General features: G+C 45.2%; 7 protein-coding genes. 1 reads left to right on the top strand and 6 read right to left on the bottom strand.

Annotated features, from left to right (window positions below; all coding sequences use genetic code 11):
* The first annotated feature begins 22 nt into the window (after positions 1-22).
* A complete protein-coding gene (locus LDO37_RS08965; RefSeq protein WP_185829752.1) occupies positions 23-1,930 on the top strand; it encodes a methyl-accepting chemotaxis protein in 1,908 nt (635 codons plus the stop codon).
* A 94-nt stretch (positions 1,931-2,024) separates the two neighbouring features.
* Here LDO37_RS08965 and LDO37_RS08960 read toward each other — a convergent pair whose 3' ends face one another.
* The 6 genes from LDO37_RS08960 to LDO37_RS08935 all read right to left on the bottom strand — a co-directional run bounded on the left by LDO37_RS08960 (position 2,025) and on the right by LDO37_RS08935 (position 13,697).
* Entirely contained in the window at positions 2,025-2,507 is a 483-nt protein-coding gene (locus LDO37_RS08960) for a GNAT family N-acetyltransferase (RefSeq protein WP_126607098.1), read from the bottom strand.
* Between the two features lie 13 nt (positions 2,508-2,520).
* Positions 2,521-2,826, bottom strand: coding sequence for a DUF6506 family protein (locus tag LDO37_RS08955; RefSeq protein ID WP_126607099.1), 306 nt, complete (start codon positions 2,824-2,826; stop codon positions 2,521-2,523).
* Between the two features lie 69 nt (positions 2,827-2,895).
* A complete protein-coding gene (locus LDO37_RS08950; RefSeq protein ID WP_126607100.1) occupies positions 2,896-3,411 on the bottom strand; it encodes an HAD family hydrolase in 516 nt (171 codons plus the stop codon).
* 129 nt (positions 3,412-3,540) lie between these two features.
* Positions 3,541-3,990: a GNAT family N-acetyltransferase gene (locus LDO37_RS08945; RefSeq protein WP_126607101.1), complete on the bottom strand. Its 450-nt coding sequence runs from the start codon at positions 3,988-3,990 to the stop codon at positions 3,541-3,543.
* Positions 3,991-4,114: 124 nt separating this feature from the next.
* Positions 4,115-4,417 (bottom strand): hypothetical protein, encoded by a 303-nt coding sequence (locus LDO37_RS08940; protein WP_126607102.1) that lies wholly within the window; start codon positions 4,415-4,417, stop codon positions 4,115-4,117.
* Between the two features lie 112 nt (positions 4,418-4,529).
* Entirely contained in the window at positions 4,530-13,697 is a 9,168-nt protein-coding gene (locus tag LDO37_RS08935; RefSeq protein ID WP_126607103.1) for a hypothetical protein, read from the bottom strand.
* Positions 13,698-14,155 lie beyond the last annotated feature (458 nt).

Genomic DNA, 14,155 nt, shown 5'->3' with positions numbered 1-14,155 from the left:
CTTTTGGGTCAAGGAGCTAGGTATGCCATTGAAAAAAAACAGCGCAAGTGCACTCTCGCAATTCAAGATTAAGACAAAGCTGCTGGCGGTCACCGTATCGCTATTGGTTTGTATAGTTGCCTATGCGGCTTACGAAAGCAGCATCATCCAGGAACTAGAAAGCCTTCAATTTGCAGCAGAGCAAAATGCACAAAGTGAAACAGAGCTTCTCCTACTTCGACGACATGAAAAAGACTTCTTGGCACGTAAAGACCCGAAATACATTAAGAAATTTGAATCCAGTTACAATTCACTCCTTTCTAGGGTGAGTAACTTGGATAACCAGCTGGCACAATACGCAACCCAAAGTAATACCGATTTCGACCATATTGAACGTACTTTGGAGCAGTACCTAAACCAGTTCAATCGACTGGCTACGCAGATGTCTTATATTGGGCTAGATGAAACCTCTGGATTGCTTGGGGATCTCAATGCTAAAGAAGTAAAGCTCAATAACCTCCTAATATCGGCGGATCGCCCTAGCCTCTCCAATGATTTCTTACGCTTGGTAGACAGCCAAAATCGATTTTTCTTAACGCAGCGTCACGAACAATTCCAGCAGGTTCAAAAGCATTGGCAAACGTTCCACAGCAAAATTCAAGCTCAGCCATTATCAACGGCAATGGGTGATGCCATCAGCTTGGCATCAAACGATTATCGAGAAGCGTTTGGTGAACTTTATGAAGCCTGTAAAGCATTGGGCTTAGATCACAATAGCGGTATGCGTGGTGAGCTACGAAAGAATGTGCACGGAACAGAGGACAGCTTAAACAAAATGCAAGCTCAGATAGGCGCTCTGGTCAATCAGTTACGTGGTGAAGCCAAAGTCAAACTTCGCAGTTTTGGTATTGGCATTGGGCTGTTTATTTCGTCTTTGCTTATCTTGTTAAGTTTCCAGATATCCAATCGCCTTATTAATGTTCGAAACATGATGCGCAATATCGCGGAAGGTGAAGGCGATTTAACCGTTCGTATGAATGATGACGGGAAAGATGAACTTGCTCAGCTTAGCCAGTCGTTTGATAAATTTGTTGGCAAGCTTCAAGACAGTATCCTCGAAATGGCAGCAGTGACGGTACAACTTGCTCACGCTGCCGAATCTTCTCAGGTTGCTGCCAATACGAGTTTGGATAACGCAGAGCAGCAGCAGTTAGAATCCTCTTCTATCGCCACCGCTGTTAACCAGATGCTGATGACCACGAATGAGATTGCATCGAACATTGAAAATGCAGCAAGTACTGCTCACAAAGTGAAGATGGATGCAGAAGAAAGTATGCGCCTTAGTCACATTGCTGGAGACAGCATTCAAGGGCTCACCGACAATATTACCAACTCACAAAACTTGGTGCTGCAGCTGGAACAACAAAGCACCGAGATTCAATCCGTTGTCTCTGTGATCAGCGAAATTACCGAGCAAACGAATCTACTCGCGTTAAATGCTGCGATTGAAGCAGCCCGTGCCGGTGAGAATGGACGAGGTTTTGCTGTTGTCGCCGATGAAGTAAGGCAACTTGCAAAACGAACCACAGATTCCACAAAAGTCATCGAAGAGACCATCAGTGGCTTATCAATTGGCGTAAAAAACACCGTAAACCTAATGCAAGAAAGTTTGTCGCAAGCAGGAAACACGAATCAGCAAACCATCAATGCTGTTAAAGCTATTCAGCGAATCGTCGAGGAAGTCAGCGCCATTTTTGATATGAACTCACAAATCGCAACGGCATCGGAAGAGCAAGCCATGGTTTCGGCAGATATAGACAGAAACATCACTCACATAGCCGATTTGGCCAACAATACTAAGCAAGCCGTGAATGTATCTGTCCAAAACAGTGGAGAGGTAAGTCAAGCCGCAGGTCGATTAGAAATGATTGTTGGGCAGTTTAGGTATTAAGTCGCATTTTTTGATGTTTAGGAAGAGATTCTCTCGGTGGAAATTTGTTTGTCGGTTTCCTTGTATATCCAAGGAAACCCGTTTTATAGCGGATCTAAAGCCCCCGTTGGAAGCCATCTTCTTCTTGCTGAAAGCCTAGTTTTTCAAACAGTGCAATAGAGCTATGGTTATCACCATCAATGTCCGCCACAACGGTTTTAATTCCACTTTCCTTAGCGTGTTGAAAAAGTAACAGAAGCGCTTCGAACATGATCCCTTGCCGCCAAAATGACGCATTTAAGAGGCAACCTACTTCGCAAACTGTGCCACAATCACTAAAAGAGTGAATACCGCATGTCCCAATGACCTTGCGAGATTGGTTCTCCACAATCGCCCATTCATACGACTTCCCCGACGCCTTGAGTTTATTAACGCTCTCCATCATTTGTTTAACCATACTGATAGTTGTAAATGTAGGATCGGATGCGAACTCCATGACTCTCGCATCTCCATAAATTTCAAATAGATCATTGGTATCGTGTTGGGTAATCGCGCGTAAAGTCAACGTATGGTTTTTTAATGTAGGAGTGGGATTCATGATTCTCTTTTTGTTAGTCGGAATTAGGGATAAGGCGAGTTAACTTCTGCTGTTCTTCACTATTAAATGTGACATAACCAATGGGGACTTGAGTGTCTAATTGTGCGATAACAAACTCAGCACTTTCCTGACCAAATCCCCCGCACAACTCTATAACCTGAATGCCTTGGTTTACCATTGTTTCTGCTACGAGAATGGCTTCTTGGTCGGTACTCACACAAACGACTTGTGTGGAAAAGCCTTCAGTATCGAGCCTTGCACTATCTTTTGTATGGCGGTAGTTGTTTGCTTTGACGATAAATCCGTATTTTCCCAACATAGTGCGCTCCCTTCCTCTTAAAATCGTTTATCCAAACAAATTTAGCATCAACATAGGCTTAAACGTTGATCAAATGATTAAGCGCATTTTTGAACTTTGCTCTGTTTTTCCAGAAGGAAGGGTGACTTCATTCGCTTGACCAAAAAATGATGGTGAAGGCTTGGCAATACCGATATCAGACGAATTGATGACCTTATCAAATACCCCTTCTAAGGCGGAATTGGAGAGATCGGAATTTAAGCGGCTAGTCGCATTAGTAACTAATACAATTCGTATACTTGTATTTAAGTTGCGAATACTATTGACAAAATCTAGATCAATCACCGATTTTTGTTGTGACCATTTGTTTACCAAGCTCGTAGCTATTTCATCGCCGAACCCTTCAGCTAGCTCAATCTTAATATTTGCGCACCACTCTTCGTGAGTAATTTTTCCAGTTATTGCAGGCTGAAGTTGTTTTTCCGAAAATGCACATGAAAACAGTGGATTACTGTTTAGACCGAGTTGTATGGCTAATTCATCCAATTCAACGTTTGACCAGTGACGAATAACCCCATCAAAATCAATTAAAACCGTATTTTTCATGGAAACCTCATGAGCTTGATATTTATTCCAAAGTAACCTCAAGATACTTGGTTCAGCGACTTATCTAACAAAGAAGAGTTAACTTGGGTTATTGGTTGTCTGACGCCGAACTACCGGTTGTTAGCCTGATTACTCAAGATTTAAATAGAGCCTCAACATATCTTTATGCTGTATGCCATTTTCAAAGATTGCATCTGGATAATTAAGCAGGAAATGATCTTTAGCAACAGAATCGACTCTGAAGCCCATTCGTTGATAATAAGATAATTGGTATCCAAATGTGCCCGTACCGAGCTCTACTTTTTTTACATTTTTAAACCGTAACTCAGCCAACGTGTACCGCAATAGCTCTGAACCGATACCGCGCCCTTGATGGTTAGGTGTAATGGATATGTTGTAGATTTCCGCAACATCGAAGCTTTTCAACTTCACCACACAAGCGCCTATTATTTCGCTATTTTCTACAGCAGCGAAACACCAAGATCTTTCCAAGTACGACGAAATGCTCTTCTCAGAAGGGTCTGCTTCTAGTAATAGACGAAGGGGAACTTCATTACTTTTGACTTCCGTAAAATCCAATTGGCGTTCCTTGTCTGTTTAACACCCTATCTCTTATGCCATAGGTATCGTTTTTTTTGCGACTTATAACGCCTTGTTTAAGACGCACACGATGTATTCTAGGTAAACTTCTTTTCAGTGTGTGCTATTTATTTAGCCTATCGGCGAAATGACCATAGTATATGTCTTTGACAACTATACCTTGAAACGCCTTTGTACTTGGGAATGACGGCCACTTTTCTGTCGTTTCTTTGGCTGCTTTTTCACTGATCCATTCAAGGTGCCAGCAGATTTCTTCAGGGTTATCTGTTTTTACCAATATGTTGGATGAAATAATGACCTGTTCAGATTCATTCATTTCCAAAAATATGGTCTCGCTCAGTTCAATCGCTCTGCTCACATTGTCTTTTTCAACTTGAAATACCGCAAACTCAGTACACTTATTCATTTATCCTCCCATGAATTACTTAAGCTGAAACAAATAATACAGTTCGTTTCTTGTAATTTACTTCATTGCTGCTTTTTTCCATGTAGCGCAACACCGTAAAGACCGATCTTTTCTAAATACATACGGTAACGGTTTTCTTCAATTTCCAAACCCCAACCCTAACGCCAAAGCAGCCGTTAGTGCCAATGTGTACCGCACCTAGCGTGGTATCTGCAATCAAACGGAATTGCCCTAACGTGTTGAACGACATTTTCATCGTGGCATAAAAAGGGCCAAAGTTTCCTAAACTAACGCTACCATTCATGCTGGTACCACTCCGACCAAAGCTGGTATCTACCCCCATGGTTTGTCCGAAAATGTCAAAATCTGTTCGGAATGCAAAACTGCCGTCCAGCGCGATATTGAGAGTGACATCCGCTGCATCCATTCGATAGCTTGTTCCCGGTATTTTGACAATCAAATTGCCTTTGAACTGAATATCAGGAATGTCCGCACCACTTGATTTATAAATGGTCATGATCCCGCTACCTAACGCAATTGGGCTGTTATTTCCAAGAGCGCCATTCCCTACCCTTTGCCCAGTTGCCGACATAGCACCATTAGGTTGCGCGTGTATTACCCACCTGAATTCTGGAAATAACGGAACGGAAAATTCGGTGACCATCACTAGCCCAGTACTAGAGGAAAGCGTTACATTGCCATTTGCAGCGAAACCTAAAACATTCAGTGCCTTGTTCGTCGCGGTAAACTCCCAATCGGTAGGCGATTTATATATCCCAGACATCTCTACCGACACCAAACTGCCACCCGCTCCAATGGGCAGCTGCATTTTTCCAGACAGATGTAAGCCTTGTGATGGGAAAATACTTCCACCACGATTAGGCAAATAGGCTTGAGCAGAAGCGGTCACCTCTGAAAAGGTATACCCTCCAATCGAGACATTACCGGTCGCGCTAAAGCGTGCTCTTGGAAAGGAGAACTCTGTCGGCGAGTAAACACCTAAACTGGGTCTGTCTATTTCAATGCGTCCAGTCATGTCGCCTAGACCTGGAATATTGATGTTGCCTTCTGCTTTGAAGTCTTTATCCGTTACGGTTACTGTACTGCTGCCAAAATGCAGATTCGCTAAACTGGGTATACCGAAACCAGCTGTGGCCGTACCGCTAAACAGAAACTCTCCGTCAAAACCAATATCGCCCTCAATGGTTGTTTCGATCGGCTCTAGTTCGTAAAAACGGAAAACGTAGCGACCTTCTAGCTCCATACCGCCAGCTGTGCCATCTATGTAGTTAAATCGACCTGTATTAGGGCTGACTTTGATGGGCGGTGTTAACGTATAGGAGAGCTCACCAAATTGACCAGGCATTAAGGCAATTTGATTATTGCCCTGTACGATCCCGTTAGTTAAGTCGATCAGACCGTTGTTGACGCAATCACAAGTTGCCCCAGCCCTCACTGCCAGATCAAAAAGCGACTCCACGACAGGCACACCGCGCATTTTTATGCCTTGCTCTGTGTAGAACGACATAAATTGTGGTGTCGCGCCACTGTAGATCATAGCGACGCCCGCCTGCCCCACCTCTAAACCAAGCTGTACCGGCGAGTTTATGGCTTCTTCAATTTCAGCAGCTTTGCGAATATTGAGGTTAAGCGTGCCGTTCATACCAGTGAATAACGGATCCCCATCACGCGTACTGATGTCCGACAGCATCTGACCATCAAGTCGCCATTCTAGTGGCAGATTGGTCACGGGCACCGTGAGGGTTCCTGTGAAATCCAATTGTCCGTTGTCTGAGTTTGGTATTTGGCTGGCTATCGGTTGATGATCAAAGACCAGATCTCGCCATGATCTATCAGGGTTATTTGCCCAGTTACCGACAAACTGCAAGCGCCCTGCAGGGTTAACGGAAATCTCTCCCTCTAATTCATACGCGCCTTGCTTGGTTCGTTTGATCTTGCAGATGAATGTTGGGTCGCTGAAATCTCCTTCTATACGACATTTACCGCCCTTAGATAGGTCTATGTTCAAATTGCTCAACAAGCCACCGTCGGAGAACTTTCCAAATTCGATGGTAAAGCTATCTCCCACGGTTAAATCAACCTTAGGGACAGACGTGGTGATGTCTTCGAATGCAATGGGCGAGTTGTACGGCAATATCGGCTCGTCGGAAAGTAGTGGCATTAATATGGTGCCGTTCCCCATCAAAGAGCCTAACTCTGGGTTAAAGGTTAAATCCCCCACATAGTCGACATGATAAAGTGAGGCTTGCTCTGAAGGCGTACCTGCTGGAACAGGTATTTCTTGCCTTAAACGCAATACTTTAAATTCTTCCGTGGCGGTCGAGAGTTTGATATCGCTTAGAGTATATTGTGCCACTGATGCTCCGTTCCCAGAAACAGGTGCTGGCAGTACAAGTGTCCCACTTGGCTGTGTTAAGACAGGGCTACATACGTCTATTGAGGTCAAACGACCAAACCGCAGTTTTGATCCGTCTGAAAGATCGAGTTCCATACCTGGCACACTGAAATCTTCAATGGCAACAGACGCTGTTTGGTAATTTTCATCAAAGCTGGTCGCGCCGCTGTTTACTTGTGTCCACAGCTTAGGCTTGCCATAGCCGCTCAAATACATATCTCCGACCACATTCATAACGTAGCCTTGCTCGGTTGAACGAATACGAATTTCACCATCGATATAAGTGGGTGGAGACGGCAGATTGAAGCAGGTTAACGGGATTTCTGAACCTGTTCGAACAAAAACACCGTCGTTCAGCGTGAACTGTCTGAGATCGAAGACCAGACCGTAAGTGCCAATATACACAATACTAGGTACATCGCTTACGTTGTTTGGGTTGCTCCCTTGCCCCACTTCAACCCCATCGTTCACGCTGTCTTTATCCGTATCGTATTGTCTTGGATCCGCAAGCCAGCTTTTGCGAAGAGGTGGTAACGTATAGTACTCAACGTGATCGCTTAACCCATCTCCATCGGTGTCGAGATTGTTTGGATTGGTTTTCGACAAAGTTAATTCACGTAAATCGGGCAATCCGTCGGCATCTGAATCCTTCTGGAGGGGATCGGTTGGCGAAACCTGACAGGTCGCGTAAGAGCTTAAACACTGCGCTTCTGTCATCGCCGTTTGCTGTGCGCAATACGCATCAAAGTTGCAAAGGAAAGCACCTGTCGACGACCCAGACCCACAAATTGCTCTAGGAATACAATTCCCTTCGTCACCGCAAATTTGATGGAAATCCGTTCCGCACTGATACCGGCTAGATGTACCCAGTATTTCTTCTTCGTCGTTTATGCCATCGCCATCTGTGTCGGCATTTCTAGGGTTAGTGGCTCCACCAGCACGATTGACCTCAGCACCGTCAATTAACCCGTCACCATCCGTATCGGCAACGAGCGGATCGGTGTTGAATTGATTGATTTCGTCGTAATCACTGAGACCGTCGCCGTCGCTGTCCGTATTTTGAGGATTGGTGCCTGCAATGCGCTCGCTATTATCGGGGTAGCCATCGCCATCTGTGTCTTTAAGAGATGGGTCACTTTCACCTATGTCTACGCGCCCATTACAGTTATTGTCTTCCCCAAAATAGTTTCCTCCAACATGCAAGCCTAGCCCATCCGACCCATTACCATCGCTGATGCCATCACCATCAGTGTCCACTAAAGCTGGGTTTGAAGTCGTATTACTGTCTGCATCAGGAGTAAATCCACCGTAACCGGTTGTCGCCTCGGGCTTACCGCCAACAGTCACATTGGTGTAGGTATTGCCGTCGCAGGTTTCAGCGCCAACAGGCATTAACGTATGTTGGCCAATGGGGCAGCTGAGACCAAGTTCTACACCATCAGAAATACAATCGTTATCTGTGTCCAGTTTGTTGGGGTCGGACTCATTCGCTTCAACCAATCCGTTTCCGTTACGATCTTCCAAACCATCCGGAATACCATCATCATCTCTGTCGTCATCCACGTAATCGCAAAGTGGCAATGCACCAGACCCATCGAGTGCATCAGTACAATAGGTTGAGAGATCAGAGAGGTCGTCAAAATTCGACTCTGGGCAATCAATATCAGGAGCAGCGCTTGCGGCGATACAAGCGTTTCTTAAACGCAGTAACTGGGAAGCTTGCTCGACGGCGTCATCGATTCCATCTGCGTCACTGTCTAGCGGTGTCGGGCTGGGATCGTTACTATCCGTAAAATCGGCAACCCCATCGGGTGTGCCTACAACAATCAATGAATTTCCAGACACAGTTACAGATTCAAATCGATCGGGATCCTCTAATCGATAATCCAGATCAGAATCAATATCAAAGCTGTTTAGACCTAATTGCCGTTCAAAGCCATCCGTCAACCAGCCCACTGAGCCAGCGAGAATACCTGCGTTGGTGCGATAGCCGTCGCCATCGGTATCTGCTTGCATTGGCGCACTTAAGCCCCAGGGTAAATCACGATGTAATTGAACGGTTCCAGTTACATTGGGAATACGTCTGGTTTCTTCAAAATTGTCGTAATTTTCTAAAGTAATGGTACTTGGTGTAAAGCTTTGCGGAACAAAAGCGATCTCATCAATAAACGGGCTGTCCCCTGTCATATTGGTTTTCACGTCTATTTCAAATTCTGATGTGGCATCAACACTGCCCACGTACTTCCAATCATAATGAAGTGACAGATCGGTAATGCTCGTGCTGCTATCCAAAACACCGGAATAACGTAGATCCACGTCGATAGACTGAGAAACACCTAAATTATCCTCAGACGCTCGAATGTAGAGAGCGTAGTTCGTGGCTTTTAGCCCGGAAATAAAGTGATCGGAAGACGTTATTGTTAGGATGGGATCTCCTGCTGTCGCCCCTTGAATTTGAATAGCTTGACCATTTAGTGCGTTGCGGTTGCTCGTTACCGTCGCAGATTCACTATTGTAATGCTCGGCTGACAACCAAAGTGTTTCTAACGATTCTTGATTATCAACAATACCGTCTAGGTCAGAATCTTTTCGGGTTGCCAGTGTTGGAATTGCTGGTATTACGTCCAGCTCTGAGTAGCCAATTAGGTAGACATTCAAAACTCGAATGTGGTTACCACTCAAGTCGACATCAATACTGGTTTGTCCGGATACCGTTTCGATGACATTGTTCGCGATAAACTGTGTACCATATGGATGAACGGAATGGTTGGTAATCTCACCCGGTAATCCGGCTAAAAATGCGTCGACATCTTGATTGATTACTGTCGGTTCAAGTTCCACCAATATTCGATAAGCGATCGCGTTATCAGGAATACCCATTGTGAAAGTGCTTGGTATGAAGTCGCTGCCAGCGGACGAGCTGAAATGTTGAGTTGAAACGTTGTAACCAACCGTTAGCTCTTTGCCGTCTAGGATTCCATCTAAATCGAAATCGGGGTTGAGTATGTGAAGATCCTTGCCATCTGGAATGCCATCAGCGTCAGTATCGGTGCCGACGGGATTACTCATTCGGACCAAGTCGCCTTCCCTACATCCTGCTTCATCCCTGCCGCAAATACGCACTTCTTGGTTATCAAGCAGACCATCACCATCGCTATCATTAGACGTTGTCGACATCCCATTGTCACACTCGATGCCATCGCTTAAACCGTCTCCATCAGTATCCGCTTCGAATAGGTTTGAATGACAGCTTCTTACGGTGTCGAAAGAAGAGATGAAGTTTAGCGGATCATTTGCCCCGCCAACGACAATGAAATCTGGCATCGCTTCGCGATTGTCACTTACTCCATCGTTATCGGTATCATTGCTTTTCGGGTTACTGCCAAGAACCAGAATTTCATAGGCATCGGACAGATTGTCGCCATCAAAATCGGCATGTTGATAAGCATCCAACCCCAAGTCTTCCACCACTTTTTGGCTCAAGCAGTCTTTGCGGTCGATGGTCTGAAAAATATTCGGAATCCCATCTGCGTTGCCATCCCACGCGACGAATATGGGGACTTCCCCCGCTGCTTTGCGATCGATGATGTATTGTCGACTCGGCGAAGCCAGTTGACCGATACGAAGAGAATAATCGGCACCGCTGTTATCGAAAATAACGATATCGTACCCGTCGGCATCATCTGGGTCGTTGGTTTCATATATGGCAAATATGGCATCACCCGGATAAGGGTCACCAAATAATTCTTGGCTAAACAGTAAAGCACTGGCAGAAGCCGAAGCCTCTAAAAAGCCTTGATCGATACCAAAATTATTTTCTTCACCATCTTTTAATCCATCGCGGTCGACGTCATCAATGAGCGCATTATGTGTTGTAAGTGTATACGCTTCACTCGGTGCATAATGAATACACGACATGCTAGGAAAAGCAGGAAGGCCAACAGGACCCGTTGGACCACCGCCTGGGTTAGTCGGATCGGTGTCGTAAGTCCAATGCGCGGCTAACGTAGCAAAATTCAGATTTTCAAATATACTGTCTGTCTCGTAGAATTCGAGGGTGTCTCCATCTAAATGGCGAACTTGAAATGCGCCAAAATTGGGTTCTTCATTTAGGGTATAGCCACGCCCACTCGGTATATCTTTGTTGCCGAGTCTGAAAACAATCAGTTCTATGTAATCACTTAACCCATCATCATCACTATCGAAGTCTTTTAAATCCGTACCCAGTAAAAACTCTTGTATATTGCTGAGCTTGTCACCATCAGCATCCAATGCAGCATCCGCTGGGTTAACCGGATCGAAGCCGTTGTCCAACTCATATTTGTCACTTAAGCCGTCGTCGTCAGTGTCGGCTTTATTTGGATCGGTGCCGTTTACAAATTCGTTGACATCCGTAATCCCGTCGCCATCACTGTCCGCTATGGGATTATTGTCACTGCTGTCTAACGGGTTCTTGCCTAGTGCGATTTCTTTACCATCAGGAATAACATCGTTATCAGAATCACTGTCGATCATATTGGCGAAGCCATCACCATCAGTATCCAACAAGGCATCGATTTCATCGGCATCAAGCCAGCCATCGTTGTCTGAATCGATATCAGCTATGTTAATTAGGCCATCTTTATCTGAATCGAAGAGTGGACGACTTTCCTGATCGTCGTTAATGCCATCGCCATCGCTATCGGTGCTCAATGGATTTGAGCCTAGGCTGACTTCTTGCCCGTCGGTGTGCCCATCACCATCAGAATCTTTAACGAGTACACTGGTGCCTAAGGCAATTTCATCGCCGTCATTGAGCAGGTCACCATCACTGTCTGGATCATTTGGCAAGGAGTTGTTATTTTTTTCAGCCAGGTTGGAAAGACCGTCTGAATCAAGATCGTCATTGGCGTCATTAACGTTTATATTCAGGCCGTAGAGCAGTTCATAGTCATCACGTAAACCATCGCCATCACTGTCGACTAGGTTGGGGTTAGAGTTTTGTGTGTTTACTTCATTGCCATCCAGTAAGCCGTCGTCGTCTGAGTCATTATCATTTGGGTTTGTATTGGCAGTAATCTCTGCGCTGTCGCTCAGTCCATCAGAATCAGTATCTCGTTTTAGCGGGTTTGACCCCGTTGTTTTTTCCGCGCCATCGCTTAGCCCATCACCATCGGTGTCGGACACAAGCGGGTTAGTTCCATCCCCCACTTCTTGAGCGTCACTAACGCTATCCATATCGCTATCTGCCAATAGGGGGTTAGTGCCAAGATCGTACTCTTCACGATCACTTAAACCATCACTGTCAGTATCGGTAAGTAAAGGGTTGGTGTTCAATTCCGCTATTTCAAATTTATCGAGTAACTCATCACCATCTGTATCGGGTTTTAATGGGTCTGTGCCATGTGTATTGACTTCAGCATTATCGGACAGGCCATCCATATCACTATCTGCTACGCGGGGTTTGGTTCCAAGCGTAATTTCCTGTCCATCATTTAGCCCGTCTCCATCGGAGTCTGCGACGTTAGGATCCGAGCCATTATCAAATTCTGCCCCGTCACTTGCGCCATCGTCATCGGTATCGGCAGATAAAGGGTTCGTATTGAAGTAGTCGACTTCAATACCGTCTTCAAGCCCATCACCATCGGTATCGGGCAGTGCAGAATTGGTGTTGTACGTCGCTTCTCTGGCGTTCGAGAGTTCATCACCATCATCATCCGCTTCACCTGTACAACTGGCAGAGCGAGGGTTAGGGCTACAAGGTCCTTCAGGGTCAAAGGCATCTAACGGGTTTGTGTTGTTTTGATTCTCTTCAAAATCACTGAGATTATCGCCATCGGTGTCTGCCTTCGTTGGATCAGTCCCCAATGCGCGTTCTTGCGCATTAGTTAATCCATCACCATCCGTATCACAATCGTCTGCCGAACTATTAGGGCTGCATGAATCTAGTGGGTTACTGCCATCTCGATTCTCATCAAAATCGTTAACGCCATCTCCGTCAGTATCCGCTACATTTGGGTTGGTTCCCAGCGTCTGCTCTTGTTCGTCACTTAAACCATCGCCATCGCTGTCTTTTGCTGCTGGTGAAGGAGAAGATGAAAGGTTGTCTTGAACCGTTTCAATGGTGAGAGAATCGATATTGCTTCCAGCACCCGAATCACTCGTTGATAACACCACTAAGCTATTTAGCAGTTCATTTTTAACTGAATCTGGATTGGCTTCAATCCGGCTTTCATAATTTTTAATGAGATCGGTTATCGCCTGAACCGAACCGCCATTGCCTTGCCCTTTCGTGACTTGACTTAAACCCGCGAGAATCAATCCATAGCGATCCGCGTCGGAACGCCCATCTGATTGCTGGGTGTTAAAATCTGTAGGTACAACTTGCGTTATGTCGATGTTCGTTAAGCCAACACTCTCAGCGACTTGTTTTGCTTGTAGATCAAAATCCGATAGGTCGTTATCTTTTTCGGCACGCTGAACCGCCATTTCTGTCAATGGTGTAACGGCCGTAATAACCGTTTGCCCTGCAGTCACATTAATAACAGATCGAAGAACTAGTGAAGAGGCGTCAACACGTTGCCCTGTCGATTCATCCAAATATTCCCCACCCTCACACCGAACAGTAAACCGACCAGAAGTGGTCAGTTGTATCTCTAACTGCCCGTTAACACTTAATTGTGGACCGCCAACAACGTTGCTTTCATCGTCCAACAAAGTACAGGATGCACCGTCTACGGGTGCTTTAGAAATCGAGATATTAAGTGTGGTAGATTTAGAGGCATTGTCGCTACTGTTGGTATGGCTTCCTCCTGTATCACAGGCACTAAGCAATAGAGCAGATGACAGCCCAACGGCAGTCATTAAGTATTTGTATGTGTACATAGAAACCATTCCTTGGCTTTTGACGTCTTTTCCATGCTTCTAACTGTTATGCAGAACTAGAGCTAAAATTTGAATTTGAAGCTCAATTTTTAATCGCTAGAAGATACGCATTAAGGTAACTGATAAAGCAGTCAGCTTTTGAGACAAAAGAAAAAATAGACGATTTTTTGCTAATTTAGGAATGGCTTAATCGGTGCTCTTAGAGTGCCTTGTACAGATAGGGTAGGTTATGGTGTCGATTGGGTTTTAAGCGCGGCATAAACCTGCATTCTAATCTTCCAATTCGAAAAATCAGATCAGGTACCCAGCCCAAAGGAGACCAAAAATGGCTAAGCGACGTACCAACCAAGAATGGCAAACCCTTATCGATCACTATATGACCAGCAACGCCATATCAGGCTGCGAAGATTGCATTTTGTATTCCGAGTATTAGTTAAGAAAATCAATTGATTGAATCA

The sequence above is a fragment of the Vibrio penaeicida genome, assembly GCF_019977755.1.
Classification (GTDB): domain Bacteria; phylum Pseudomonadota; class Gammaproteobacteria; order Enterobacterales; family Vibrionaceae; genus Vibrio; species Vibrio penaeicida.
This window is presented reverse-complemented; position numbering and strand designations above follow the sequence as displayed.

Coding starts and splice junctions, on each gene's coding strand:
- LDO37_RS08965 (WP_185829752.1), top strand. CDS start 23: ATGCCATTGAAAAAAAACAGCGCAAGTGCACTCTCGCAATTCAAGATT.
- LDO37_RS08960 (WP_126607098.1), bottom strand. CDS start 2,507: ATGAATCCCACTCCTACATTAAAAAACCATACGTTGACTTTACGCGCG.
- LDO37_RS08955 (WP_126607099.1), bottom strand. CDS start 2,826: ATGTTGGGAAAATACGGATTTATCGTCAAAGCAAACAACTACCGCCAT.
- LDO37_RS08950 (WP_126607100.1), bottom strand. CDS start 3,411: ATGAAAAATACGGTTTTAATTGATTTTGATGGGGTTATTCGTCACTGG.
- LDO37_RS08940 (WP_126607102.1), bottom strand. CDS start 4,417: ATGAATAAGTGTACTGAGTTTGCGGTATTTCAAGTTGAAAAAGACAAT.
- LDO37_RS08935 (WP_126607103.1), bottom strand. CDS start 13,697: ATGTACACATACAAATACTTAATGACTGCCGTTGGGCTGTCATCTGCT.